The 25,738-nt window shown below is 62.9% G+C and carries 30 protein-coding genes and 1 tRNA gene; 16 read left to right on the forward strand and 15 right to left on the reverse strand.

Going from position 1 to position 25,738, the window contains the following annotated elements; all coding sequences use genetic code 11:
- Nucleotides 1-15: 15 nt before the first annotated feature.
- From NHH88_02975 to petA, 10 genes are all read right to left on the reverse strand, one after another.
- Nucleotides 16-303, reverse strand: coding sequence for a hypothetical protein (locus tag NHH88_02975; protein ID USX14775.1), 288 nt, complete (start codon nucleotides 301-303; stop codon nucleotides 16-18).
- 89 nt (nucleotides 304-392) lie between these two features.
- Nucleotides 393-857, reverse strand: a complete 465-nt coding sequence (locus NHH88_02980) for a helix-turn-helix domain-containing protein (GenBank protein ID USX14776.1) — start codon at nucleotides 855-857, stop codon at nucleotides 393-395.
- 86 nt (nucleotides 858-943) lie between these two features.
- Complete coding sequence (locus NHH88_02985; protein ID USX14777.1) at nucleotides 944-2,290, reverse strand: type II toxin-antitoxin system HipA family toxin; 1,347 nt, start codon at nucleotides 2,288-2,290, stop codon at nucleotides 944-946.
- Nucleotides 2,291-2,292: 2 nt separating this feature from the next.
- On the reverse strand, nucleotides 2,293-2,556 hold the full coding sequence (locus NHH88_02990) for a helix-turn-helix domain-containing protein (GenBank protein ID USX14778.1): 264 nt from the start codon (nucleotides 2,554-2,556) through the stop codon (nucleotides 2,293-2,295).
- A 176-nt stretch (nucleotides 2,557-2,732) separates the two neighbouring features.
- Nucleotides 2,733-2,808: transfer RNA gene (locus tag NHH88_02995), tRNA-Thr, on the reverse strand.
- Between the two features lie 26 nt (nucleotides 2,809-2,834).
- Nucleotides 2,835-3,317 carry a ClpXP protease specificity-enhancing factor gene (locus tag NHH88_03000; protein ID USX14779.1) on the reverse strand — a complete coding sequence of 161 codons (483 nt, stop codon included), beginning with the start codon at nucleotides 3,315-3,317 and terminating at the stop codon, nucleotides 2,835-2,837.
- Between the two features lie 100 nt (nucleotides 3,318-3,417).
- Nucleotides 3,418-4,029, reverse strand: a complete 612-nt coding sequence (locus tag NHH88_03005; GenBank protein ID USX14780.1) for a glutathione S-transferase N-terminal domain-containing protein — start codon at nucleotides 4,027-4,029, stop codon at nucleotides 3,418-3,420.
- A 115-nt stretch (nucleotides 4,030-4,144) separates the two neighbouring features.
- Nucleotides 4,145-4,909 carry a cytochrome c1 gene (locus NHH88_03010; GenBank protein USX14781.1) on the reverse strand — a complete coding sequence of 255 codons (765 nt, stop codon included), beginning with the start codon at nucleotides 4,907-4,909 and terminating at the stop codon, nucleotides 4,145-4,147.
- A gap of 34 nt (nucleotides 4,910-4,943) precedes the next feature.
- Nucleotides 4,944-6,356 (reverse strand): cytochrome bc complex cytochrome b subunit, encoded by a 1,413-nt coding sequence (locus NHH88_03015; GenBank protein USX14782.1) that lies wholly within the window; start codon nucleotides 6,354-6,356, stop codon nucleotides 4,944-4,946.
- Nucleotides 6,357-6,359: 3 nt separating this feature from the next.
- Nucleotides 6,360-6,968, reverse strand: coding sequence for a ubiquinol-cytochrome c reductase iron-sulfur subunit (gene petA, locus NHH88_03020; GenBank protein USX14783.1), 609 nt, complete (start codon nucleotides 6,966-6,968; stop codon nucleotides 6,360-6,362).
- 370 nt (nucleotides 6,969-7,338) lie between these two features.
- Here petA and mscL point away from each other — a divergent pair, with 370 nt between their 5' ends.
- Genes mscL through NHH88_03035 form a run of 3 tightly spaced genes read left to right on the forward strand, consistent with a single transcriptional unit; the run spans nucleotide 7,339 to nucleotide 9,686 of the window.
- Nucleotides 7,339-7,764, forward strand: a complete 426-nt coding sequence (mscL, locus tag NHH88_03025; protein ID USX14784.1) for a large conductance mechanosensitive channel protein MscL — start codon at nucleotides 7,339-7,341, stop codon at nucleotides 7,762-7,764.
- A 44-nt stretch (nucleotides 7,765-7,808) separates the two neighbouring features.
- Nucleotides 7,809-8,984 carry a Do family serine endopeptidase gene (locus NHH88_03030; GenBank protein USX14785.1) on the forward strand — a complete coding sequence of 392 codons (1,176 nt, stop codon included), beginning with the start codon at nucleotides 7,809-7,811 and terminating at the stop codon, nucleotides 8,982-8,984.
- A gap of 9 nt (nucleotides 8,985-8,993) precedes the next feature.
- A complete protein-coding gene (locus NHH88_03035) occupies nucleotides 8,994-9,686 on the forward strand; it encodes a DUF2461 domain-containing protein (GenBank protein USX14786.1) in 693 nt (230 codons plus the stop codon).
- A 93-nt stretch (nucleotides 9,687-9,779) separates the two neighbouring features.
- Here NHH88_03035 and NHH88_03040 read toward each other — a convergent pair whose 3' ends face one another.
- The 5 genes from NHH88_03040 to NHH88_03060 all read right to left on the reverse strand — a co-directional run bounded on the left by NHH88_03040 (nucleotide 9,780) and on the right by NHH88_03060 (nucleotide 12,801).
- Nucleotides 9,780-10,823 carry an NAD(P)-dependent glycerol-3-phosphate dehydrogenase gene (locus NHH88_03040; protein ID USX14787.1) on the reverse strand — a complete coding sequence of 348 codons (1,044 nt, stop codon included), beginning with the start codon at nucleotides 10,821-10,823 and terminating at the stop codon, nucleotides 9,780-9,782.
- A gap of 47 nt (nucleotides 10,824-10,870) precedes the next feature.
- Nucleotides 10,871-11,314 (reverse strand): SH3 domain-containing protein, encoded by a 444-nt coding sequence (locus NHH88_03045; protein USX14788.1) that lies wholly within the window; start codon nucleotides 11,312-11,314, stop codon nucleotides 10,871-10,873.
- A gap of 117 nt (nucleotides 11,315-11,431) precedes the next feature.
- A complete protein-coding gene (secB, locus tag NHH88_03050) occupies nucleotides 11,432-11,911 on the reverse strand; it encodes a protein-export chaperone SecB (protein USX14789.1) in 480 nt (159 codons plus the stop codon).
- Nucleotides 11,912-12,069: 158 nt separating this feature from the next.
- A complete protein-coding gene (gene grxC, locus NHH88_03055) occupies nucleotides 12,070-12,330 on the reverse strand; it encodes a glutaredoxin 3 (GenBank protein ID USX14790.1) in 261 nt (86 codons plus the stop codon).
- A gap of 15 nt (nucleotides 12,331-12,345) precedes the next feature.
- Nucleotides 12,346-12,801 (reverse strand): rhodanese-like domain-containing protein, encoded by a 456-nt coding sequence (locus NHH88_03060; protein ID USX14791.1) that lies wholly within the window; start codon nucleotides 12,799-12,801, stop codon nucleotides 12,346-12,348.
- 108 nt (nucleotides 12,802-12,909) lie between these two features.
- On the opposite strand from NHH88_03060, the gene gpmA reads away from it, so the two are divergent.
- From gpmA to NHH88_03125, 13 genes are all read left to right on the forward strand, one after another.
- Entirely contained in the window at nucleotides 12,910-13,656 is a 747-nt protein-coding gene (gpmA, locus tag NHH88_03065; protein USX14792.1) for a 2,3-diphosphoglycerate-dependent phosphoglycerate mutase, read from the forward strand.
- 76 nt (nucleotides 13,657-13,732) lie between these two features.
- Complete coding sequence (locus tag NHH88_03070) at nucleotides 13,733-15,226, forward strand: peptidoglycan DD-metalloendopeptidase family protein (GenBank protein USX17517.1); 1,494 nt, start codon at nucleotides 13,733-13,735, stop codon at nucleotides 15,224-15,226.
- 14 nt (nucleotides 15,227-15,240) lie between these two features.
- Entirely contained in the window at nucleotides 15,241-16,827 is a 1,587-nt protein-coding gene (locus tag NHH88_03075; GenBank protein ID USX14793.1) for a S41 family peptidase, read from the forward strand.
- Between the two features lie 47 nt (nucleotides 16,828-16,874).
- Nucleotides 16,875-17,648, forward strand: coding sequence for a HesA/MoeB/ThiF family protein (locus tag NHH88_03080; GenBank protein USX14794.1), 774 nt, complete (start codon nucleotides 16,875-16,877; stop codon nucleotides 17,646-17,648).
- 37 nt (nucleotides 17,649-17,685) lie between these two features.
- A complete protein-coding gene (locus NHH88_03085) occupies nucleotides 17,686-19,812 on the forward strand; it encodes an amidohydrolase family protein (GenBank protein USX14795.1) in 2,127 nt (708 codons plus the stop codon).
- 185 nt (nucleotides 19,813-19,997) lie between these two features.
- Nucleotides 19,998-20,441, forward strand: a complete 444-nt coding sequence (gene gspG / locus NHH88_03090) for a type II secretion system major pseudopilin GspG (protein ID USX14796.1) — start codon at nucleotides 19,998-20,000, stop codon at nucleotides 20,439-20,441.
- A 20-nt stretch (nucleotides 20,442-20,461) separates the two neighbouring features.
- Nucleotides 20,462-20,953: a GspH/FimT family pseudopilin gene (locus NHH88_03095; GenBank protein USX14797.1), complete on the forward strand. Its 492-nt coding sequence runs from the start codon at nucleotides 20,462-20,464 to the stop codon at nucleotides 20,951-20,953.
- A gap of 11 nt (nucleotides 20,954-20,964) precedes the next feature.
- Complete coding sequence (gene gspI, locus NHH88_03100; protein ID USX14798.1) at nucleotides 20,965-21,342, forward strand: type II secretion system minor pseudopilin GspI; 378 nt, start codon at nucleotides 20,965-20,967, stop codon at nucleotides 21,340-21,342.
- Complete coding sequence (locus tag NHH88_03105; GenBank protein ID USX14799.1) at nucleotides 21,339-21,956, forward strand: prepilin-type N-terminal cleavage/methylation domain-containing protein; 618 nt, start codon at nucleotides 21,339-21,341, stop codon at nucleotides 21,954-21,956. Before gspI ends, NHH88_03105 begins: the two co-directional genes overlap by 4 nt.
- Nucleotides 21,956-22,999, forward strand: a complete 1,044-nt coding sequence (gene gspK / locus NHH88_03110; protein ID USX14800.1) for a type II secretion system minor pseudopilin GspK — start codon at nucleotides 21,956-21,958, stop codon at nucleotides 22,997-22,999. The genes NHH88_03105 and gspK overlap by 1 nt, the downstream gene beginning before the upstream one ends.
- A gap of 37 nt (nucleotides 23,000-23,036) precedes the next feature.
- Nucleotides 23,037-24,287, forward strand: coding sequence for a type II secretion system protein GspL (gspL, locus tag NHH88_03115; protein ID USX14801.1), 1,251 nt, complete (start codon nucleotides 23,037-23,039; stop codon nucleotides 24,285-24,287).
- 58 nt (nucleotides 24,288-24,345) lie between these two features.
- Nucleotides 24,346-24,858: a type II secretion system protein M gene (locus tag NHH88_03120; GenBank protein ID USX14802.1), complete on the forward strand. Its 513-nt coding sequence runs from the start codon at nucleotides 24,346-24,348 to the stop codon at nucleotides 24,856-24,858.
- A 28-nt stretch (nucleotides 24,859-24,886) separates the two neighbouring features.
- A complete protein-coding gene (locus tag NHH88_03125; protein USX14803.1) occupies nucleotides 24,887-25,660 on the forward strand; it encodes a type II secretion system protein N in 774 nt (257 codons plus the stop codon).
- Nucleotides 25,661-25,738: the final 78 nt, after the last annotated feature.

The following is a 25,738-nucleotide window of genomic DNA, read 5'->3' on the forward strand; positions in this document are numbered from 1 at the left end:
GCGAGGCCACGATGATCAAATGAGATCAATCCTGGTCCTTAAAAAGTTCGATAGCTTCGGTAAACCCTGCTGTTCATAAGTCGAAAGCAAACGGTCCGCCGGCACAGACGGTTTTATGAGTCGTGCCCGCAGACCGCTAATGATGCTTAAAATTTTGGCGGGGTCGCGAAGGTATTGGGCCACGATGAAATCATCGGGATGGACGATTTCGATGCCGTGAACACTCGTGCTCGTATCAGGAAAGTCCTTGAGATTGAATGTGATGATGGCGTCTGTGCGCCCAACAATTGCAGCCGCGAGCACGTGGCGGTCATCTGGACCTGGCAGAGTTAGCGAATCGATAGAGCACACAAGCATCCAGCACCGCACAGTACCGATGCCGGCGGCTCATATCAGTAGCCCAGCCCAAGCTCCTGCGCTTGATCCACCAATTGCTGGAGGGCTTCCCTAGATCTTTTTTGCCGCGCTTCTTTGTACTGGACGACGTCCTCAAACCGAATCCGTCGATGAGTGCCCACCTTGTGATACGCGATCTTGCCATCCTGCAGCAGTCGTATGAGGTACGGCCTGGACACATTCAAAAAGAGCGCCGCTTGCTGAGTTGTGATGTCAAGGTCCTTCGGCATGATGGTGACGGATTTCCCCTCCGCCAAGGCGTCAAGCATATCCGCCAGAAGGTGAAGTACGGTGGACGGCAGCCGAAGCATCGGCGAATGCGCTGGCGTACCGATACCGTCTTCAACAATGGCGATGTTTATGACGCTGGAACGATCTAGCGCAATCGCGATGTGCCGCTGAGCCGCTCTGGCCAGCTCAACGTCTTCCTGAGTATCCAAGCGATCAGTGATGGCGGCCATTATTTTCTCCCGAGGGCGGAACGTTAGAACGTCACGGAGATTTTAATCCTAAACGAAATAAACGCAACCAACTTCATCAGCCTCGATTAGACAGGAGGCATCCGTTCGAGGGAGTGCGCTGCGGCGAGAACGCCATCGAGAATGCGGTCGGCGACCTTTTCCGAGAACCCGGCGGGCAACTCCGCGCGGACCTTGTCTACAATCGCAGGTGTTCGGGCAATGAAGTCCTGGATGAGAGGCTCGGCGTTGTCGCCATACCCGACCTTCTTCGCCGTGCTGTTGAAGTGGCGTCGCATGATGTTGTGCGCCAGGTAGTGCTTGTTCTTCCCGAGTAGCGCCATCGCCAGTTTGACGTCCTGCTCCGCCCACTGGTTCGGCCCGTTGCCTATGGCAGGGTAGGCCGACATCACGTCATAGATGGGCGTCATCTTGAAGCGCTGCTCGCCGGCGAGCAGCTGGATGCTGAAGTTCTTGGCGTGACCGTCCGGTGCCCGCAGCATCCAGAAAAGCAGCTGTGTGGCCATGAGTGTGCGCATGTCCGCCACCGCCTGTTGCGACTGTTGCAGCAGGGTGAATATCTGCTGCAGGCCAGGGCCGCCTTCGTTTTCGTATTTCATCAACGGCGAGGTGCCCGTCGCTTGGCAAAAGTCTTCCTGAACAAGCCGGAACAGCTGCTTCCCATCGCGCGACAGTGCCCGGTCGAAACGCTCGACGACCAGCACCCGTTGTGAGCCGAATGTCGCAATCTCCGCGTTCGCCGTTGGCAGCCCGTATTCTTTGAACAGCCGAAGACAAAGCCACTCGTTGTCGACCGACGTCGAGAAGTCGGCCTTTCGCCCGCCAACTAGCCCGATGGGGAGCTTGAAGATGTGGGTCGTCGGTGTCGCGCCGCGAGGCTTCAGCCATTTTCCATCCCACCACAGGAACGCGTCCTTTTCCTGGGCGCCAGCCAGCGAAATCCTGAAGTCGTCATCGGCGTCCTGCATGGCGCCGTAATGGCCTGGATTAACCACGTCCAGCAGGTGCCGCTCGATGGCCTCTTCATCCACCACGATGCCGTCAACCTGGCCCAGTCCTTCCGGTTCGACGCCCTCGGGCAGGAGCTGCAAAGCCCCAACGCAGTCCCGGCCAACTGCCGCGAGAAGGTCGAATGCGTCGGTGGAGCCAGTCTTGAACCGGACTGCGACACGTTTGCGAATAGTATCGCTGTCCGGCAGCAGCCCATCGAAGTAATGGGAGACGCGGTGCCCCTTCAGCGGCTCGTTATGAAGATTGAACGGCAGCGCCAATGAGATTGGCCGCCCACGTGTGGACTTGCACCAAGCAGCATCGTATTGCAACTCGGACTCACCCGAGGCTTTGACCGTCCAACGTCCGACGTAGTCCCCGTTTGCCCAGAGGTGCAGTGTTTGACGATGCGCGCGGCGGCCCATGATTACCACTCAGCGGAGCTGCTCGGCCCGTCGTCGATTCGTTCTCCGAGCCGCAGTTCCAGTCCGATTGCCGCGCACCAGCTCAGCAACTGCTTGACGCTGATCTCATCCGGATGCTGTTCCAGGTGGGAAATGCGGTTCTGGCTCAAGCCAAGACGCTGCGCCACAGCGGTCTGCGTGAGCTTGTGCCGCTTGCGCGCAGACAAGAGCAGCTGACCTAGCTGCGGCGTGGTGATGATGGGCTGGAATGCGGGCACGATTGGCATGGATAGTATCCGTAATTCAGATAAAACCATTTTAGCTGGGTTACGGCTAAAGTCAATATATCTGAATATCAGATAAAGTTATATTAGCCGAATAGCGGATAATTTTGAGCTACCCGCTCTTACGCAGAAAACAAAAAGCCCAGCCGGTAAGGGCTGGGCTAAGTGCTTGATTTTGCTGGTGCCGACTGCCGGTTTCGAACTGGCCACCTGATGATTACAAATCAACTGCTCTACCAAATGAGCTAAGTCGGCGAAACTTGTACGGGGCAAATTATACGCTATTTAATCCGCGTCAGGGTGGGGCGCCCGCCCTTTTTGGGTGGGTCGTTGTCGTCCTGCGGGGCGCTTGCGGCCTCGTTTTTGCCCTCGGGCGCCGGCGTCGGCACGGCTGCCAGCGACGGCCCCGGCACGCTCGTTTCCTCGGCCTGCGGCGGCGCGTCGGCTCCGCCGGTGTGGGGCTCGAACGCCATGCCCTGGCCGTTTTCGTTGGCGTAGATCGCCATGACGTTGTTGACCGGGACGTAGATTTCGCGCGAGACGCCGCCGAAGCGGGCGTGGAAGCGGATGCTGTCGTTGTCCATCTTCAGCCCCGAGGTGGCGCCGAAACTGATGTTGAGGACGATTTCGCCTTTTTTGACGTATTCCATCGGCACGGTGGTCGAGGCGTCGACCTTGACGGCCAGGTAGGGCGTGTAGCCGCTGTCGGTGCACCACTCATAAATGGCGCGCAGCATGTAGGGCTTGGTAGAGATTTCGGACATGGTATTCCAGACTACGGTAAAACACGGCACGCCCCCGGTTCAACACGGTGGGCGCGCCGATAATTTCAACTAAACATCGGCGTTTCCGCGATCGAACCGATCAGCGGCGCATGACCTTTTCCGACGGCGTCAGCGCTTCGATGTAGGCCGGACGCGAGAAGATGCGCTCGGCGTACTTCATCAGCGGGGCGGCGGTCTTCGACAGTTCGATGCCGTAGTGGTCCAGGCGCCACAGCAGCGGCGCGACGGCCACGTCGAGCATCGAGAACTCGTCGCCGAGCATGTACTTGTTCTTCAAGAACAGCGGCGCCAGGGTCGTCAGACGGTCGCGGATTTCCGCGCGCGCCTTGTCGTGGCTCTTGTCGTTACCCTTGGCGCGTTCGCTTTCGAGCACGTGCACGTGGACGAACAGTTCCTTTTCGAAATTGAACAGCATCAGGCGGGCGCGGGCGCGCATCAGCGGGTCGGCCGGCATCAGTTGCGGATGCGGGAAGCGCTCGTCGATGTATTCGTTGATGATATTCGATTCGTACAGAATCAATTCACGCTCGACCAGAATCGGCACCTGACCATACGGATTCATGGTCGAGATATCTTCCGGCTTGTTGAACAAGTCGACGTCGCGCACTTCAAAGTCCATGCCTTTTTCGAACAGGACCAGACGGCAGCGCTGTGAAAATGGGCAGGTTGTACCCGAGTAGAGAACCATCATTTTTTGTAGTTCCTTAAAAACTAAGGGGGTGAGCCCGCGAACGGATCACCCCGGATCGATCGCCCGCCAGCGGCGGGCATCGCAAAACAAGCGCCGGGCCAGCCGGCGCTCTCGATTATTTAACTTCTTTCCAGAACGACGCGTTCAGGCGCCATGCCAGCAAGACGAACAGGGACATGAACAATACCACCACCACGCCCAATTTTTTGCGGGTCTGCGCCGCAGGCTCCGCCATCCACTCCATGTAACCGACCAGGTCGGCCACCGCAGTGTCGAATTCCAACTTGTTCATGCTGCCGGCCTTGACCTGCTCGAAGCCGGCGAACTGATGGATCGTTTTGGCCGGATCGTGCGGATCGGGCACCGTTTCCATCTTGATCTTTTGCACGCCTTGCAACTCCCACAGCACGTGCGGCATGGCCACGTTTTCCAGCACGCGGTTGTTCCAGCCGGTCGGGCGGGTGTCGTCCTGGTAGAAATTGCGCAGGTAAGTATACAGGTAGTCGCCGCCGGTGCCGGCGCCCGACGATTTGGCACGCGAAATGACCGACAGATCCGGCGGCACCACGCCGAACCAGACCTTGGCATCCTTCGGATGCATGGTGGTGGTCATCATTTCGCCGACCTTCTCGCCGGTGAACAGCAGGTTCGACTTGATCTGCTCCTCGCTCAGGCCCAGGTCCTTGAGGCGGTTGTAGCGCATCGACGAGGCGTTGTGGCAGTTCAGGCAATAGTTGACGAACAGCTTGGCGCCGTGTTGCAAGGCGGCCATGTTGTTCGACCGGTCCGGGGCCTTGTCGAGCGCGACGCCGCCTTCGTTGGCGAACGCCAGGGCCGGCAGCAGGGCCAGCGCGGCGAGCAGTTTCTTTGCAAAATTCATGTCATGTCCTTTATATACTTTAGCCAAGGTACGGTCAGTGCGCGTGGAAGACGACGCGGTCGGGCACTTTTTTGAACGTGCCCATCGCGCTCCACCATGGCATGAACAGGAAGAAGCTAAAGTACAGCAGGGTGCACACTTGCGACACCAGGGTGCGGCCATCGGTCGGCGCCAGGGTACCGAGGTAGCCCAGGGTCAGGAACGACAGGAAGAACACGGCGTACACATACTTGTGCCAGGTCGGACGGTAGCGGATCGACTTGACCGGCGACTTGTCCAGCCAAGGCATGAAGGCCAGGATCACGACCGAGCCGCCGAAGAACACCACGCCCCAGAACTTGGCGTCGAGGATCTGCGGCAGCATGCCGATGATGGCCACCAGCGCGATGACGGCGATGGCGATTTTCACCAGGCGCGGCAGGTTGGACTTGAGCCAGACGAACACCACGTAGGCGGCCACGAAGAACATCAGCACCCACATGAAGTCGGCGGTGGTGGCGCGCAGCACCGAGTAGAACGCGGTGAAGTACCAGGTCGGGGCGATGTGCAGCGGGGTTTTCAGCGAGTCGCCAGGCAGGAAGTTGTTGTACTCGAGGAAGTAGCCGCCCATTTCCGGCGCGAAGAACACGACGGTGGTGAAGATCAGCAGGAAGATCGACACGCCGAACAGGTCGTGCACCGTGTAGTACGGGTGCGACGGGATCGAGTCGAGCGGGTGGCCGTCCGGGCCCAGGTTCTCTTTGACTTCGATGCCGTCCGGATTGCTCGAGCCGACTTCGTGCAGCGCGATCAAGTGCGCCGCGACCAGGCCCAGCAGCACCAGCGGGATGGCGATCACGTGGAAGGCGAAGAAGCGGTTCAGGGTGGCGTCGGAGACGACGTAGTCGCCGCGGATCCACAGCGACAGGTCCGGTCCGATCAGCGGGATGGCGCCGAACAGGTTGACGATCACCTGGGCGCCCCAGTACGACATCTGGCCCCATGGCAGCAGGTAGCCGAAGAAGGCCTCGGCCATCAGGCACAGGAAGATGGCGAAGCCGAACAGCCAGATCAGTTCACGTGGCTTGCGGTACGAGCCGTACAGCAGGCCGCGCGTCATGTGCAGGTAGATGATGATGAAGAAGGCGGAGGCGCCCGTCGAGTGCATATAGCGCACCAGCCAGCCCCACGGCACTTCGCGCATGATGTATTCGACCGAGCCGAAGGCCAGGTTGGCGTCCGGCTTGTAGTGCATGGTCAGGAAGATGCCAGTGACGATCTGCAGCACCAGCACCAGCATGGCCAGCGAGCCGAAGATGTACCAGAAGTTGAAGTTTTTCGGGGCGTAGTATTTGCCCCATTGGTCGTTCCACAGCTTGGTCAGGGGGAAGCGGTCGTCGACCCAGCCTAGTGCTTTTTGTGCCACCGGCGCGTTCGCCGGCAGTTTTGTCTCTTTGAAAGCCGCCATGATTTACGCCTCGCCTTTCTCGTCTTTGCCAATGACCAGCTTGTTGTCGCTCAAGAACATGTAGCGCGGAACCTGCAGATTGTCCGGCGCCGGCTTGTTTTTAAAGACGCGGCCGGCCATGTCGAAGGTCGAGCCGTGGCATGGGCACAGGAAGCCGCCTTCCCAGTCGTCCGGCAGCGAGGGCTGCGGACCGGGGGCGAACTTGGACGAGGGCGAACAGCCGAGGTGGGTACAGATGCCGACGGCGACGAGGATGTCGGGCTTGCGCGAGCGCCATTCGTTGCGGGCGTATTCGGGCGTGAATTCTTCGGGATTGCGTTTGGATTCGGCGTCGGCGACCTTGCCGTCGGTCTTTTTCAGCGACGCCACCATCTCCGGCGTGCGCTTGAGGATCCAGACCGGCTTGCCGCGCCATTCGACCGTTGTCATTTCCCCGGGGTTGAGCGCCGAGATGTCCACCTCGACCGGCGCGCCGGCGGCTTTCGCCCGTTCCGACGGCTGGAAGGTGCTCACCAGCGCCCCCGCGGTTGCCAGACCCACTACACCACCCGCCGCGCCTGTTGCGACGAGCAAACCGCGACGGCCGGAATCGACCTGCTTTTCGTTACTCATACAAACCCCAATCAGTCAAAGTGCGAACAAAATCTGGAAACCGCGAACAAACCTGAAAACTGAAAACTTGATGAAGCACGAATGTAGCTTCTAGCAACCTTAAATTATAAGGTAACCGTGTAGCGAATTAAAGCAAAAACGTTGCCGTAACCCCAATTTGGGCGATTTCCGCACCGTTTTGGGCTTGATTTTTAGCGGACTCTGCCCTATGAGGGCGCCCGGCCGTTTTGCCAATTGATATAGGTCAAACTTATAACGTAAATCGCTGTCCAAATGCGTGAACCGCAAGCGTGTTTGGAATCTAATTGAAAAAATAGTATGATCCACACGCAGTTTTGTTCACAAATGACCACACGTCGAGGATATAAAAATGGCAATGATGCAAGAATTCAAAGAATTCGCGATGAAGGGCAATGTGGTCGACCTCGCCGTTGGCGTGATCATCGGTGGCGCCTTCGGCAAGATCGTCGATTCGCTGGTGACCGACATCATCATGCCGCCGATCAGCAAGCTGTTCGGCGGGCTGGACTTCGCCAACTACTACATCGGCCTGAACGGCCAAGCGGCCGGCCTGAGCCTGGCCGAAGCCAAGAAACTGGGCGCCGTGTTCGCCTATGGTAACTTCGCCACGATTTTGCTCAACTTCATCATCCTGGCCTTCGTCATCTTCCAGATGGTGCGGTTGATGAACCGCGCGCGCAACCTGCGCGAGCACCCGGCCGTGACGCCGCCGCCGGCCCCGCCCGCCGAGGACATCGTGTTGCTGCGCGAAATCCGCGATTCCCTCAAGAAATAATCAGAATAACCACGGACGCCGCCCGCCGGCGGCAGTTTCAAGCTATGCGACGACTCTGGCTGTTGTTTGCGCAAACGGTGACCGTCGTTTTGGCGCTGTATTTCGTCTACGTGGCCGTCGGGCCGCAGGGCGCCGCGCCGGTGCGCCTGCAGCAGATGGGCAGCCCGGAGCGGCCGGCCGTGATGATGGAGGCCGGACCCGGCAAGGCGCCGGCGTCGGCCGTCGGCTCCTACCGGGCGGCGGCCGGGCGCGCGATGCCGGCCGTGGTCAACATCATCACCAGCAAAAAGCCCAAGCACCGCAAGCATCCGCTGCTGCGCGATCCCTTCTTCAAAAAATTCTTCGGCGACCGTGACCGCGACGGCGAGGGCGACGACGACGAGGCCAGCCTTGGCTCGGGCGTCATCGTGTCGGCCGAGGGTTACATCCTGACCAACAACCACGTGGTCGAGGCCGCCGACGAGATCGAGGTCGTGCTGGCCGACGGCCGCAAGGCCGCCGCCAAGGTGGTCGGCACCGATCCGGAGACCGATCTGGCCGTCATCAAGATCGCGCTCGACAAGCTGCCGGTGATCGTGCTGGGCCAGGCCGAGCAGGCGCAGGTGGGGGATGTGGTGCTGGCGATCGGCAATCCGTTCGGCGTCGGCCAGACGGTGACGATGGGCATCATCTCGGCGCTGGGGCGTAACAACCTGCACATCAACCATTTCGAGAACTTCATCCAGACCGACGCCGCAATCAACTTCGGCAACTCGGGCGGGGCGCTGGTCGACGTCACCGGCAACCTGCTGGGCATCAACTCGGCGATCTATTCGCAAAGCGGCGGCTCGGTCGGCATCGGCTTCGCGATTCCCGTATCGACGGCCAAAACGGTGATGGAAGCGATCATCAAGTCGGGCCACGTGGTGCGCGGCTGGATCGGCGTGGAAACGCAGGAGATCACGCCGGAGATGGCCAGCAGCTTCGGCCTCAAGCGCCAGAGCGGCGCTATCATCGCCGGCGTGGTGCGCCACGGCCCGGCCGACAAGGGCGGCATCAAGCCGGGCGACATCCTGCTGACGGTCGATGGCAAGCCGGTCACCGACACCAATGGCATGCTCAACCTCATCGCCCAACTGACTCCGGGCGAAAAAGCTAAAATGACGATCTTGCGCAAGAGCCGCGAAGCGACGATCGACGTCACGGTCGGCAAGCGTCCTGCCAGCGCCAAAATAAAGTAAACCCAATCCATGCATTTACGCGACCTGACTCAATTCCTCAAAGAACTGGCTGACAACAACAACCGTCCATGGTTCATCATGAACAAGCCGCGCTACGACATTTTGCGCGAAGAATTCCTGCAAGTGGTCACCGAGATGATCGCCGGGGTGGGCAAGTTCGATCCAGCGGTCAAGTTCAGCAATCCGAAGAAGGCGATGTTCCGCATCAACCGCGACGTGCGTTTCGCGCATGACAAGAGCCCGTACAAGACGCGGTTCTCGGCGGCGGTGGCGCCGAACGACATGCGCCGTCCGAGCCAGACCGGCGGGCCGACGTACTACATGCAGATCGACGGGCAGGGCAGGTTGCTGTTCGGCGCGGGCGAGTACATGCCGCCGGCGGGACGGTTGAAGGCCTTGCGCCAGCACATGGTCGATGACGCTGCCGGGTTCAAGAAGGTACTGAAGAACAAAAAGCTGCGCCTGACGTTTGGGGATATCCGCGACGAGGGCAAATTGATGCGTCCGCCGAAGGGCTTCGACGCGGAGCACGAGCACATCGAGTACATCAAGCTGAAGAGTTTCTTCGTGTGGACCGAGATCGATGTGCCGATGAACAAGCCGGAGTTGCTGGTGCCGTTGATCGTCAACGGATTGAAGGATGCGTTCCCGCTGGTGGAGTGGATGCGGGAAGCAAAAGAAGAAGAGCAACCCGAGGGGTAACAGGCGGCGCGCCGGTCCCGGGTCGCGGGGTCGTACCCCATGGGGTACGACCCCATTGCCGAGCCGGTTGATCAGCCGCGATGGTTCACGGGTTCAGCGTTTGACCTTTTCATCGCGCGGATCGCGCGACAGCAATTTCGCCACCATCGCCTGAGGCTGGTCGCCGTCGAACAGCACACCCGCCACCGCGTTGGTGATCGGCATGTCGACGCCCATCCTGGCCGCCAGCTCGCGTACCGCCTTCGAGCACGGCACGCCTTCTGCCACGTGGCCCAGTTCCTGCACGATGGTCTCAAGAGCTTTGCCCTGCGCCAGCCCCAAGCCCACCCGCCGGTTGCGCGACAGATCGCCGGTGCAGGTCAGAATCAGATCGCCCATGCCGGTCAAGCCCATGAACGTTTCCGTCTGCCCGCCCAGGGCGGTGCCCAGGCGCGTGATTTCAGCCAACCCGCGCGTGATCAGCGCAGCCCGGGCGTTCAATCCCAACCCCAGCCCATCAGCCACTCCGGTGGCGATCGCCAGCACGTTCTTGACCGCGCCGCCTACCTCCACACCGACCAGATCCTCGCTGGAATACACGCGGATATTGCCGCCGTGGACGGCCGCCACGACGCAATCGCGCAGCGCCGCCGAGCTTGAAGCGATGGTCAGCGCGCACGGCAACCCGCGCGCCACTTCCTGCGCGAACGACGGGCCCGACAAGGCGCCGCCGGCGACGCCGTCGCCCAGCACTTCACGCACGATTTGATGCGGCAGCAAGCCGGTGCCGTACTCGAAGCCCTTGCACAGCCACACCACATGCGACACCGCGTGCGGCTTGAGCTGCTCCAGCAACGGACGCAAGCCCGCCACCGGGCAGGCGGCGATCAGCAGGCCGTCGGCGCCGGCCGCGTGCGCCAGCGCGGCGTCGAAGCCGGCGGCGACCTGCAAACGGTCGGGGAAGGGATGGCCGGGCAGGTATTCGGTATTGTCGCGGGCTTCGCCCATGGCTTGCAGCGAGGCGCTGTTGCGGCCCCACAGCAGCACGTCGTGGCGCTGCGCCAGCGCGATGGCGACGGCGGTGCCCCAGGCGCCCGCGCCGAGCACGGTCACCTTGCGCACGTTTGGCGCAGCTTGTTTGTTTTGATTGTCTGGCATGGGATCCCGTTCGGCACCATTGAAGGGCCGTTGTTCAGATCCTGGGATTATATGCCCCAGATCTCGGCATTCTTGACGTAACCGACCAGGCCGTCGCGGTGACGCACCTTGATCCAGCCGCCGGCGGCCACTTCGGTCACTTCCATCAACACGCCCTTGTCGGCGGTAAAGACGGCGGTGGCGGCATCATCCGGCGTGGCGCGGACCTTCAGGTTGGCCACGCGCGAGATCACGTTGCGCTTGGCGGTCAGTCCCTTGGCCTCGGTCCAGGCCATTTCGCCGTTGACGTCGCGCACCTTGAGCCATTCGCCGTAGGCCAGCACCACTTCGAGCGGCGCGCCGCGCGGCACGATAAACAGCTTGCCGCCCTTGGTCGATGGGGCGTCGTACAGCACCACAGGCGCGGCGCCTACCGTTTTGAAGTCGAACGCGTGGCTGCTCGCGGCGGCCAGCATCAGGCTCAGACCTGCGATCAAACGGGGAAATGTCATGGCTTACCTTGCTGATGGAGGACAGCGCGCGGGACGCGGCTAGTCGGGTGAAACAGCCGCCGGACGAGCGTCCGGCGACGTTGCTACAGTATAACTCTAAGCGGCTGTTCGCGCTTATTAGTGCGTGGTGGCGCTGTCGGCAGCTGGTGCGGCGGCGGCGGCATCGGCCACGGCTTGCAGGCGCTGCTGGTAGAACACTTCGAAGTTGATCTCGGCCAGGTGCACTGGTGGGAAACCGGCACGGGTGATCACGTCGGCGATGTTGGCGCGCAGGTAAGGGTAGACGATGTTCGGGCAACCGATGCCCAGCAGCGGATCGAGTTGATCGGCAGGGATGTTACGGGCTTCGAAGATACCGGCTTGCTTGCCTTCGACCAGGAAAGCGACTTTGTCTTTGACTTTGGCGGTCACGGTGATGGTGACGGTCGATTCGAAGATGCCGTCGGCCAGTGGCTCGGCGCCCACGTCCAGGGCCACTTCGATGGTCGGTGCTTCCTGTTCCAGGAAGATAGCTGGGGAATTCGGTTGCTCCAGCGACATGTCTTTCAGGTAGACGCGTTGGATTTGGAATACTGGTTGCAGGTTTTCTTCAGACATGGAACGCTTTCGTTATAGTGAAAACGAGCGGCACGGGCCGCTCAGATGATGTTGGCTTGGGATGGCCGAATAAAAGCCCAAATCAAACGCGAGGGCAATTGTATCAAAACCACTATCGATGCAAAGGATTTCCGCCCGCTCGTTGTATTTGGAGTCAGTTAGCCATTTAACAAGGGTGTCAGCCGGCCGGCTTGATCGAGCGCATACAAATCATCGAAACCGCCGACATGGGTGTCGCCGATGTAGATTTGCGGCACGGTGCGGCGGCCGGTTTTTTGCATCATCAGCATGCGCTGCTCCGGGTCGAGGTCGACGCGGATTTTCTTCAGCTCGGTCACGCCCTTCGATTCAAGCAGGCGCTCGGCGCGGGTGCAGTACGGGCACACGGCGGTGGTGTACATGATCACTTCGGTCGTCATGATGCTTCCTTCCAATTATTTTGCCTGCGGCTTGGCCAAGGTCACCGATGGCTTAGCCGACGTCGCCGCCGGCTTGGCCAGCGGCAGGCCGGCTTTTTGCCATGCGGCAATGCCACCTTCCAGGTTCACCACGTCGGTGAAGCCGGCTTTGGACAGTTTAGCCGCAGCCGAGGACGCACGGGCGCCGGATTGGCAAACCACCACCACGCTCTTGCTCTTGAACTTGTCCAATTCACCGATCCGCTGGTCCAGTTCGGCCAGTGGAATGTTCTTCGCGTCCGGCAGGGAACCGTTGGCGAATTCTTTCGCGTCGCGTACGTCTACAATGGTGGCTTTGCTACGATTAATCAACATCGTCACGTCTTGCGGGGTGGCCCGTTTGCCGCGCTGGGTCAGCAGCGGCCACAGCAGCGCGCCGCCGGAGAGAACGACGACGGCGATGATGAAAATATTGTCAATGAAGAATTTCACGGGGTTCCAATGGTTTAACTTAATCCGCGCATTATAAAATAGAAGCTGGAAGAGTTCTTAAAGCACTGGTAATCCCTCCGATTCACTCCTTTTTTGAAGATAGTCCACATGTACAAAATCGTATTCATGCGCCATGGCGAATCCACCTGGAACCTGTCGAACCGCTTCACCGGCTGGACCGATGTCGACCTGACCGAAAAAGGCGTGGCCGAAGCCAAGGCCGCCGGCAAGGTGCTCAAGGAATCGGGCTTCACCTTCGACCTGGCCTACACCTCGGTGCTCAAGCGCGCCATCCGCACCTTGTGGCTGTCGCTCGACGAGATGGATATGATGTACCTGCCGATCAAGAACGACTGGCGCCTGAACGAACGCCACTACGGCGCGCTGCAGGGCCTGGACAAGGGCGAGACCGCCGCCAAGTACGGCGACGAGCAAGTGCTGGTATGGCGCCGCAGCTACGACACGCCGCCGCCACCGCTGGAAGAGGGCGACGACCGCGCCTCGTTCAACGACCCGCGCTACGCCGGCCTGGATAAGTCGCAGATCCCGCTGACCGAATGCCTGAAGGACACCGTGGCGCGCGTGATGCCGGCTTGGGACGAGGAAATCGCCCCGGCCATCCGCGCCGGCAAGAAGATCATCATCTCGGCCCACGGCAACAGCCTGCGCGCGCTGATCAAGATGCTCGACGGCATCAGCGACAACGACATCGTCGGCTTGAATATCCCTAACGGCCAGCCGCTGGTCTACGAGCTCGATGCCGACCTGAAGCCGATCCGCCACTACTATCTCGGCGACGCCGACGCCATCGCGGCTGCACAAGCCGCCGTCGCCAACCAGGGCAAGGCCAAGTAATTTGTCTCATTCTTCATTTAGAGGTTGGCGCAAGGCCGCCGCCGTCACCGGCGCGGCCTTGCTGTTGATAACGTCCCTGGGCGCCCAAGCCCAGACCGCCCGCTCCAGCAAACCGACCGAGCGCAGCAAGCAGAAGGCGCTGGCCGAGGCCGAGCGCGCCGGCTTGCAGCAAAAGCTGTCGGCGCTCAAAAAGGACATCAGCAAGACCGAAAGCGCCAAGGACGACGCGGAAGATACGCTGGCCGAGTCGGAACAGGCGATTTCGGACGCCAACCGCGCGCTGCGCGACCTGCAGCAGGAGCTCGGCGATACCCAGGGCAAGTTGCAGCAGCTGACCGCCGAGCGCGAGCGGCTGACGGCTACGGTCGCGCTGCAAAAGCAGCAGCTGGCCAAGCTGCTGCGCGAGCACTATGTCGCAGGCAATGAAGACCGCATCAAATTACTGCTGTCCGGGGACAACCCCAACCGCATCAACCGCGATCTGCAGATGATGGCCTATGTGTCGCAGGCACAGGCCCGCCTGTTGGACGCGCTGCGCGCCAATCTCAAGGCCGTCGAGGATAACCAGGCCGAGGCGCAAAACGCCAATGACGAGCTGGCCGAGATCGCGCAGGAACAAAGGCAGCAGAAATCCAAGCTGGAACAGGAAAAGACGCGCCGCGCGGCCCTGCTGTCGACCTTGTCGCAAAAGCTGGTGGCCCAGCGCAAGGAGGCGGGCAACGTCGAGCGCGACGAGCAGCGCATCAGCGGGCTGGTCGACAAGCTGAACAAGCTGATCGAAGAGCAGGCGATCGCCGCCGCCGCCGAAAAGAAACGCCAGGAACAACTGGCGGCCGCCCGCGCCGCCGCCAAGGCCAAGGCCGACGCCGAGAAAAAGGCGCAGCTGTTGGCCCAGGCCCAGGCGCGCGCCAAGGCCGCCGCTGCCGCGCAGGCCGAGCGCGAACGCCTGGCCAAGGCCAACGCCAACAAATCCGGCACGATCAAACCAGCCCAGCCGACCAAACCGCCGGTGCCGGCCAGGCCCGATCCGATCGACGCCGACGAACCAAAAGTCGCCGTCAAGCTCGATCCGACACCGGCGCCGACGCCCGCACCTGCACCTGCGCCGGTCGAGGAACCGGTCCGGCCGCCGGCCCGCGCCGCCGACATCGCCCTGGCGCCCGCCGCGCCGGCCGGCGCCTTCGCCAGCCTCAAAGGCAAGATGGGCTCGCCGGTCAGCGGCCAGGTGGCGGCCAAGTTCGGCAGCAAGCGCGGCCAGGGGCCGAGCTGGAAGGGCGTCTTCATCCGCGCCGCCGAAGGGGCCGACGTGCGCGCCGTCGCCGGCGGCCGGGTGGTGTTCGCCGAATGGCTGCGCGGCTTCGGCAACCTGATCATCGTCGACCACGGCGGCCAGTACATGAGTATTTACGGTAATAATCAGTCATTGCTGAAAAGGGCAGGCGACATCGTCAAATCGGGCGACCCGATAGCGAGCGCGGGCAACAGCGGCGGCAACGAGGAATCAGGGCTATACTTCGAGCTTCGCCATCAGGGCACGGCATTCGATCCGGCTGGCTGGGTCAAGTTTTAAGGTTCGCGGAGAAAATGGGCAACAAGTTTAAGAGCATCGCTTTGATCGGACTCGGCGCCATCGCCGGCGTCACCGCCTCGTTGCAGTTTCCCGCCATCGCGCAGAAAGCCGGCGGCACCCCGTTGCCGTTGGAGGAATTACGCCAGCTGTCGGACGTGTTCGGCCTGATCAAGACCGACTACGTGGAAAACGTCGACGACAAGAAACTCGTCACCGACGCCATTTCCGGCATGGTGTCCTCGCTGGACCCGCATTCGGTCTACCTGGACAAAAAAGCCTTCCGCGAGATGAAAGAGACCGTCGCCGGCAAATTCGTCGGCATCGGCGTCGAAGTCGGCATGGAGGACGGCTACATCAAGGTCGTCTCGCCGATCGAGGACACGCCCGCCTTCAAGGCCGGCATCAAGACAGGTGACCTGATCACCCGCATCGACGGCACGCCGATCAAGAACATGTCGCTCGACGAGAGCGTCAAGAAGATGCGCGGCGAGCCCGGTTCCAAGGTGGCCGTCACCATCAGCCGCAAGGACGAGGACAAGCCCATCGTCATGACCATCACGCGCGAGGAAATCCGCGTGCAAAGCGTCAAGACCAAGATCGTCGAGCCGGGTTATGCCTGGGTGCGCATCTCGCAGTTCCAGGAACCGACGCTGGACGACATGGCCAAGCAAATTACCGCCCTGTACGCGCAAGACCCGAAAATCAAGGGCCTGGTGCTGGACCTGCGCAACGACCCGGGCGGCCTGGTGCCGGGCGCGATCGGCGTGTCGGCCGCCTTCCTGCCCAAGGATTCGGTGATCGTCTCGACCAATGGGCAACTGATGTCGTCCAAGGAAACCTTCTACGGCCGCCCCGAGTTCTACGCGCCGCGTTCGAAGACCGATCCGCTGGCCAAGCTGCCGGCCGGCCTGAAGGACGTGCCGATGGTGGTGCTGGTCAACGCCGGCTCGGCCTCGGCGTCGGAAATCGTCGCCGGCGCGCTGCAGGATTACAAGCGCGCCACCATCATGGGCACGCAGACCTTCGGCAAGGGCTCGGTGCAGACCCTGCGCCAGCTGACCGCCGACACCGCCGTCAAACTCACCACGGCGCGCTATTACACGCCGCAAAACCGCTCGATCCAGGCGCGCGGCATCGTGCCGGACCTGATGGTCGACGAGACCGCCGACGGCGACGGCTTGAACAGCCTGCGCATGCGCGAAGCCGATCTGCAAAAACACTTGGGCAACGACAAGGACCCGGAGGGCGAGAGCATCGCCCAGAAGGCCCTGAACGCCCAGCGCGACGGCCTGGAGGACGCGCAGCGCCTGGCCTCGCTGTCAAAGAAATCCAAGCCGGTGGAATTCGGCTCGAAGGACGACTTCCAGCTGGCGCAGGCGCTGAACCACTTCAAGGGCTTGCCGGTCAAACTGTCTAAGGTGGAGGCGGGTGCGGCGGCCGGCGGTGACGGCGTCGGCGAGATCAAATCGGATAGCAGCCCGGACATCAAGTCCGACGTGAAGCCGTCCACCAAGCCGACCAACAAGCCCGCGGCCAAGCCCGAAGCCAAATCCAAGGCTGGAGACGGCAAGCCAGCCGCGAAACAGCCGGTCGCCGAATAACCGAATAGCACTAACACCGAATGGCGGCCCGGCCGCCGGTTGAGACCATGGACGACTCGCAACTACTGCGCTACTCGCGCCACATCCTGCTCGACGAAATCGGCATTGAAGGCCAGCAAAAGCTGCTGGCCGCGCACGCGCTGGTGATCGGCGCCGGCGGCCTCGGCTCGCCGGCCGCGCTGTACCTGGCCTCGGCCGGCGTCGGCCACATCACCCTGGTCGACGACGACACCGTCGACCTGACCAACCTGCAACGCCAGATCGCCCACACCACGGCGAGGGTCGGCCAGCCCAAGGCCGCGTCGGCGCGCATCACCTTGCAGCAGATTAATCCCGGCATTGTCGTCAGCGCGCTCAACGAGCGGGCCGACGACGCCCGCCTGGCCGAGCTGGTCGCCGATGCCGACGTCGTGCTCGACTGCACCGACAACTTCGCCACCCGCCACGCCGTCAACCGCGCTTGCGTGGCGCTGGGCAAGCCGCTGGTGTCCGGCGCGGTGATCCGCTTCGACGGCCAGATCAGCGTATTCGACACGCGCAAGGCAGGCAACCCCTGTTATTCATGCCTGTTCCCGCAGGATCAGAAGTTCGAGGACGTCGCCTGCTCCACCATGGGCGTGTTCGCGCCGCTGGTGGGCGTGGTGGGCGCCATGCAGGCGGCCGAGGCGCTCAAACTGCTGATGGGCGTGGGCAACTCGCTGGCCGGACGGCTGCTGATGCTCGACGGCCTGAACATGGAATGGACCAGCATCGGCGTCGGCAGAAATGACGCTTGCCCCGTGTGCAGCACGGGTAAAATGACAACGAAAATTACAACGTAGAATCCGCCCAAACCACCTCCAGGAGAAGACCTTGCTGATGAACCGACTCGCCGTACTTCCGCTGGCATTGGCCGCCGCCTTCAGCGCGCAGGCCGCCAGCACCACCAAATATCTGATCTACACCGAAAGCGGCAAGCAGATGGGCGAGCAGGTGGTCGAGCAGCAGGACGACGGCCTGACCAAGGTGCGTTTCATCTACAAGAACAACGGCCGCGGTCCCGAGCTGACCGAGCAATTCCGCATCGGCCCGGACGGCACCATGACCGAATACGCCGTCAAAGGCAATTCCACCTTCGGCGCCGTGGTCGACGAGCGCTTCGAGCGCAAGGGCGACCAGGCCGAATGGAAATCGACCTCGGAGCAGGGCAAGAAAAGCATCGCCGGTCCGGCCGCCTATGTGCCGCTGAACAGCTCCTTCGAGGTGATCTCCACCGCCATCACCGCGCTGGCCGCCGCGCCGGACAACAAGCTGCCGCTGCTGCCGTCGGGCACCTTGTCGCAGACCAAGCTGGACTCGCTGGAGATCACCGGCGCCTCCGGCCAAAAGCAAACCGTGCAACTGCTGGCGCAAACCGGCATCGGCCTGTCGCCGTCGTTCATGTGGGCCACAACCGGCGCCAAGCCGCGCCTGTTCGCCGTCATCATTCCCGGCTTCATGAACGCGCTGGAAGAAGGCTGGCAAAACGTCATCCCCGAACTGGCCAAGCGCCAAAAGGCCGCCGAGAGCAAGATGCTGGCCGATGTCGCCAACAAATTGCAGCATCCGCTGCCGGGCCTGACCCTGGTCAAGAACGCCCGCGTGTTCGACAGCGAGAAAGCCACCGTCGGCGCGCCGTCGGACATCTACATCCTGCGCGGACGCATCACCTCGGTGCAGCCGGCCGGCTCGCCGACGCGCGACGCCGCCAACACCATCGACGCCGGCGGCCGCATCGTGTTGCCGGGTTTGTTCGACATGCACGGCCACGTCGACCGCTGGTCTGGCGCGCTCAACATCTCGGCCGGCGTCACCAGCGTGCGCGACATGGGCAACGACAATGCCCAGATGCAGGCGATGCTCGACGAAACCACCGACGGCAAGCTGCTCGGACCGCAAGTGGTGCCGGCCGGCTTCCTCGAAGGCGAGAGCCAATACAGCGCCAGCGGCGGCTTCACCGTCAAGGACTTGCAGGGCGCCAAGGATGCGATCGACTGGTATGCCCAGCGCGGCTATCCGCAGCTGAAGATCTACAACTCCTTCCCGAAAGACATCCTGAAGGACACGGTCGCCTACGCCCACACGCGCGGCATGCGCGTGTCCGGCCACGTGCCGGCCGGCTTGCGCGCGCAGCAGGCGCTCGACGCCGGCTACGACGAGATCCAGCACATCAACCAGGTGTTGCTGAACTTCTTCGTCAAGCCGGACACCGAAACGCGCAACCTGAACCGCTTCGTGCTGCCCGCCGAGAAAGTGGCCGATCTTGATTTCAACTCCAAGCCGGTCAAGGACTTCGTCGCCCAGTTGGCCAAGAAGCAAATCGCCATCGACCCGACGATGGCGACGTTTGCCTTCCTGAAGCAGCGGGACGGCGACATCAACGAGCCCTACGCCGACTTCGCCGCCAACATGCCGCCGGATGTGGCGCGCGGCTTTTCCGTCGGCACCATGAAGATCGACGGCGCCGAGCAGCTCAAACGCTACGAGAAGTCCTACGCCAAGATGGTCGACTTCGTCGGCATCATGTACCGCGCCGGCGTGCCCATCGTCGCCGGCACCGACGACATCGCCGGCTTCACCTTGCATTCGGAGCTGGCGCTGCTGGTCAAGGCGGGCTTGACGCCGGCCCAGGCGCTGCAGGTGGCCACCCGCAACGGCGCCCGCTATACCCGCACCAGCAACGATCGCGGCAGCATCACGCCGGGCAAGCTGGCCGACCTGGTGCTGGTGGACGGCGACCCGACCAAGGACATCAAGGACGTGCGCAAGGTGTCGGCGGTGATCACGCGCGGCTATGTGATTTATCCGAGCGAGATCGACACGGCGCTGGGTATTGCCCCGTTCGTCAAGGAGGCGCCGCGGGTGGCCAAGACCGCTCCCGCCGTGGCCGAGGCCGGCCATGTGCACGGCGGCGCCAACGACGGCGCCCGCAACCGCATCGAGGCGACCGCCCGCAAACACGATTAAAGGCCCGGCGTGACAATGGTGTGACAATGCCATGACAACCCGATGACAAGCTGGTAAAACGGGGTGAAAACCGGCGATTATTAAGGCCTGTTTAAGCCCCGGCGCGCAAAAATCACGCCTCTGCTTGCCCTGATACCGCTGTTTCGGCCTTATACTCTGCACTCACTTTAATTTGGTAGTAAATTATGAAAAAAGCAACACCTCAACGTCGCGCCGCGCGCGGTTTCACGCTGATCGAAATCATGGTGGTGGTGGTCATCATGGGTGTGCTGGCGGCGCTGGTCGTGCCCAAGCTGCTGAGCCGCACCGGTGAATCGAAAGTGGCCGCCGCCAAAGTCGATATCGCCACCGTCATGCAGGCGCTCAAACTGTACAAGCTGGACAACCAGCGCTATCCGACCACGGAACAGGGCCTGCAGGCACTGCTGACCAAGCCGACCAGCGGCCCGGCCGCCAACGGCTGGAAGACCGGCGGCTATCTGGAAAAAATGCCGAAGGATCCTTGGGGCGCACCGTACCAGTTCCTGTCGCCGGGCATCAAGGGCGAGATCGATGTGTACTCGCTGGGCGCCGACGGCGCCCCGGGCGGCACCGGCGACGACGCCGACATCGGCTCCTGGGATAACTGACCGCACGGAGATTGCCCATCATGCGCGCCGCGCGCCGGCCGAGCCGAGGCTTTACGCTGAGAGGCTTCACGCTGATTGAGTTGCTGGTGGTGATGGTCATCCTGGGCATCACGCTGGGCATCGTCTCGCTCAGCGCGATGCCCGGCCAGAAGCAGGCGATGCTGCAGGACGCGCAACGCATCGCGCTGCTGCTGCAACTGGCGCGCGACGAGGCCATCGTGCGCAACCGCCAGATCGCCTTCGAGGCCGGGCCGGACGGCTACCGCTTCCTGATCCGCAACGACAAGCAATGGGACCTGGCCGTGCAGGACGACCTGCTGCGCGAGCGCGAGTTCAAGCAGGGGCCGGTGAGCTTGATGCTCGATCCGCCGTCCAACGCCCAGAACGACAACAACCTGCGCATCATCTTCGGCCGCGAACCGGTCGACAAGCCGTTCGTGCTGACCATGACTGGCGGCGGCAGCAGCGTGGCCATCCGTGCCGACGGCATCGGCCATTTCACGGTGGACTGATCATAGACAAGATGCGCCGACCCTCCCGCAAAAATCAAGGCTTCACCCTGCTCGAAGTGCTGGTGGCGCTGGTCATCGTCGGCACCGCGCTGGGCGCCTCGCTGCGCGCGGTCGGCAGCCTGACCCAGAACAGCAACGGCCTGCGCGGCGCCATGATGGCGACCTGGTCGGCCGAGAACCGGCTGGTGCAGCTGCGCCTGTCCAAGACGTTTCCGGCGGTCGGCAAGCAAACCTTCGAATGCCCGCAGGGCGACATGAAGCTGATGTGCCAGGAGGAAGTCATCGCCAGTCCGAATCCGCGCTTCCGCCGGGTCGAGGTCAGCGTCTACGACCAAGCGAATCCGGAACGCCGCATCATCAAGCTGGTCCAGCTGGTGTTGAACTCATGACGCGCATCCATGTCAAACGGCGCGGTGGCTTCACGCTGATCGAATTGCTGGTGGCTATTTCCATCCTGGCTATCGTCGCCGTGCTGGGCTGGCGCGGCCTGGACGGCATCATCCGCTCGCGCGAGTCGCTGACGGCCAAGATGGAGCAGACGCGCGGCCTGCAACTGGCGTTCGCGCAGTTGCAGAGCGATTGCGCCAGCCTGGCCACGGCAAGCCTGGTGAATAACCGCCCCTATATGCTGGCCGATAACGACCGCCTGACCTTCGTGCGGGTGGTGATGACGGAAAACGAGCCGACCCGGCTGCAGGTGGTGGCCTACCGCGTGCGCGACGGCGTGCTGACCCGGCGCGAATCGAACGCCACCCGCGACCTGCTGCAGCTCGACGCGCTGTGGCAGGCGGCGCTCAACGACACCGACACCGCCGCCAGCGTGGCGCTGCAGTCCGACGTGCTGTCGATGGGCGCGCGCTACTGGATCAACACCGAATGGCGGCCGGCGGGCGGCATGACGACGGGCGGCTCGGGCAACGCGCCGACCGGGTTGGAAGTGTCGCTGGCCTTGCAAGGCCAGGAAGTGCCGATGGTCAAATCCTTCCTGCTGGGGGCGCTGTGATGCGGGCGCGTCGGAATCCACGGCACCAACGCGGCGTGGCGGTCATCACGGCGCTGCTGCTGACGACCCTGGCCGTGACCATCGTCACCAGCCTGTTCTGGCAGCAGCAGGTGCAGGTGCGCTCGATGGAAAACCAGCGGCTGCAACTGCAAACGCGCTGGATCGTGCGCGGCGCGCTGGACTTGAGCCGCCTGATCCTGTTCCAGGATTTCCTCGATTCGTCGACCTTTACGCGCCAGAACGGTATCTGGTCGACGCCGTTGGAAGAGACCCGGCTGGACGATTACGTCGAGCGCGAGCGCCAGGAAGGCGAGGATTTCAACGCCACCCTGTCGGGCAAGATTGTCGATGCGCAGTCGCGCTACAATCTCGCCAACCTTGCCGCCGCCCGGGTTCCGGACAAGGCGCAGATCGGCGTGTTCCAACGGCTCTTGACAAATCTGCAATTAGACCCGAATCTGGCGCAGCAGGTGGCGATGCAGGTGGCGATGACGCAACCGGTCCAGAACGCGCCGACACAAGGTACTCCCGGCACAGGGAGCGGCGGCACGGGCACCACCACCGGTGGCGGCAGCGGCACGACCGGCACCGGCGGACCGCCGGGTACGGTGCCGGTATCGGGTAGCGTCGAGCCGATGGGCTTCGTCCGGTTGGAGGATTTGCTGTCGGTGAGCGGTTTCACGCCGCAGGCGATCGAGCGGCTGCGCGAGTTTGTCATCGTGCTGCCGCAGCCGACCAAGGTTAACGTGAACACCGCGCCGCCCGAGTTGATCGCGGCGCTGGTGCCGCCGCTGACCTTGGGCGACGCGGCGGCCATGGTCAACACCCGCAAGGGGGCCTATTATCGGCAGATGTCGGATTTTACGCAGCAGCCGCAGATGGGCGTGGCGCAGCGCAAGGCGGCGGTGGACGTGGACGTCCGCAGCGACTATTTCCTGGCCTTCAGCCAGGTCAAGCTGGACCGGGCGGCGCTGGACACGGTGTCGTTGCTGTCGCGGGCGCCGACGGGCCTCACCACGGTGGTTTGGATACGGGAAAACTAGAGCAGCGATTTAGAGCGATCAACGAAAGCGAGACCCTTTGAGTACATTATTTATCCGCTATCCGGCCAAGGCCAGCGTCGACAGCGGCGCCGCCCAGACCTGTCCGTTCGCGCTGGTGGGCGACGGCGGCCATCTGGAGCGGCAGGGCACGTCGCCGCTGGGCAACCTGGGCGAGCTGATCGCCGCCTCGCGCCGGGTGGTGCTGATGCTGGCCGCGTCGGACGCGACCTTGCTGCGCGTGAAGGCGCCGCCGCTGTCGGCCTCGCGCCTGAAGGCGGCGTTGCCGGCGCTGGTCGAGGAACAAGTGCTGGGCGACACGGCCGATTGCGTGCTTGCCGCCGGCGCGGCCGACGCCGACGGCGTGCGCACCGTCGCCGTGGTGCAGCGCGCCTGGCTGGAGGTGCTGGTCAAGGCGCTGCTGGCGCAGGGCGCGCACAGCGTCTCGGTGCTGCCGATGCAGCTGTGCCTGCCGTTCCAGCCGGGATCGGTCTCGGCCGCGCTGAGCCTGGGCGACGCCGGCTACGAGCTGATCCTGCGCCGCTCGCAATACGACGGCATGGGCCTGGCGTTGCCGGCCGAGCCGGTGGCGGCGTTGCACACCTTGCGCGCGATGGCCGGCGACGAGCCGGTCACCTTGTACCTGTCGCAGGAGCAAATGAAGCAGTTCGAGCCGCTGATCGCCGACGCCGCCACGGCGCCGCAAGGCATCAGCCTGGCCGAGGACCATTGGCAGCATTGGGTGGCGGCATCGCGCTCCGCCGGGCTGGACCTGGCGCCGGCGCTGGGCGCGGCCGGCGCCTCCGCGCGCGAATGGCAACGCTGGCGCTGGCCATTGCGCATCGCCGCGCTTGCGGTGCTGGTCAACGTGGTCGGTCTGAATATCGAATGGATGCGCCTCAAACGCGAAGCCAACGACGTGCGTCTGGCCATGATGCAAACCTTCAAGGCGGCCTACCCGAAGGAAACCGTGATCCTCGATCCGGTCGCGCAAATGCGCAAGAATATTTCGCTGGCCAAGGCCGATGACGGCCAGGCCGCGCCGGACGGCTTCATCGCCATGAGCGCCAACCTGGCCGAGGCGCTGAGCGTGTTGCCCAAGCGCGATGTGATCGCTAGTTTGGATTATAGGGAACGCGCTCTTCAGGTGAAGGTCAAACCCAATACCGTCGACGCCGCCGCGATGACGCAGATTCGCAGCGCGTTGCAAGCCCGCAAGCTGGAATTGACGGAAGCCAATCCGGGCATCTGGCAAATCCGCGTCGCCAGCACCGGCCCAGCGAACCGATGAGAACCGCCATGAGCATCACGATGAATAGAACTATGAGCAGAACCATGAGCACAACGGCATGAGCAAACTCGATCAAACGATACAGGACTACCGCGCCCGCGCATCGGCCTTCTGGCTGGCGCGCACCGAGCAGGAGCGACGCCTGCTGGCCATCGGCGGCGTGGTGGTGGTGCTGGGACTGTTTTACGGCGTGCTGCTGTCGCCGGCGCTCGAAGGCCGCGAGAAACTGAGCAAGGAATTGCCGGAGCTGCGCCAGCAGGCCGCCGAGTTGCAGGCGATGGCGCTGGAGGCGGCCGCCTTGCGCGGCCAGAACACCATCGAGCCGACGCCGATGACGCGCGACAGCCTGACGGCCGGCCTGACCGCGCGCGGTATGACGGCGCAGTCGGTCAACATCACCGGCGAATACGCCAAGGTCCAGCTCAACAACGTGGCCTTCGCCGGCATCGTCGTTTGGCTGGACGCGGTGCGCAACGAAAGCCGCATCGCCGTCCAGGACGCGAATTTCACGGCCCAGGACACGGCCGGCATGGTCAACGCTACCCTGACTTTGCGCCAGGGCGCGCGATGAGCGTGCGGCTTGCGCAAAAAGGCCATGCATGAAGCGCGCCGTGCTATGGTTGCTGACCATCGCGCTCAGCGTGCTGGTGACCCTGGCGGTGTTTTTCCCGGCTACGTGGCTCGGCGCCATCGTCGAGCAGCGCACCGGCGGCCGTTTGACCTTGGGCGACGCGCAGGGTACGCTGTGGCGCGGCTCGGCCTTCATCGGCGGCGCGGCCGGCGGCAACCGGCCCGTCACGCCGTTGCTGCCGGGGCGTTTCAGCTGGAAGATCTCGCCACTGGCGCTGGTCGGCGTGGTTGACTTGCGGCTGGAAAATAGCGAAGCGCTGGCGCAGCCGGTGACGTTCCGCGGCAGCTGGTCGCAGTGGCAATTGAGTCCGTCGGCGCTGCTGTTGCCGGCGCAGGGCCTGGCCGGGCTGGGCGCGCCGCTCAACACGCTGGCGCCGAGCGGCATCATGCGCTTGTCGTGGACCGCGCTGGAACTGGCGCTGCAAGACCGCCAGATCGCCGTCAACGGCCGCACCACGCTGGAGATGACGGACATGTCGTCAAGGCTGGCGCCGATCAGCCCGCTGGGCAGCTACACGCTGGCGCTCGATTGGCGCGGCCAGCAGGCGGCCTTGACGCTCGATTCCGTCAAGGGGCCGCTGTTACTGAGCGGTCGCGGCAACCTGAATAATGGCCGTCTGCAGTTTTCCGGGCAGGCGGAGGCGGCAAAAGGGTACGAGGACACGCTGGCCAATCTGTTGAATTTGCTCGGCCAGCGCCGTCCCGGCAGCGACCGCAACGTCATCGCGCTGGAGGTCCGTTAGTGTTTCTCGTAGGGCGGATTAGCGCGCAGCGCGTAATCGGCCATGAACCGCCAACGTCGTCAGATTCATATTTAGTTT

Source organism: Oxalobacteraceae bacterium OTU3CAMAD1, assembly GCA_024123915.1.
In the GTDB taxonomy this organism is placed as follows: domain Bacteria; phylum Pseudomonadota; class Gammaproteobacteria; order Burkholderiales; family Burkholderiaceae_D; genus Rugamonas.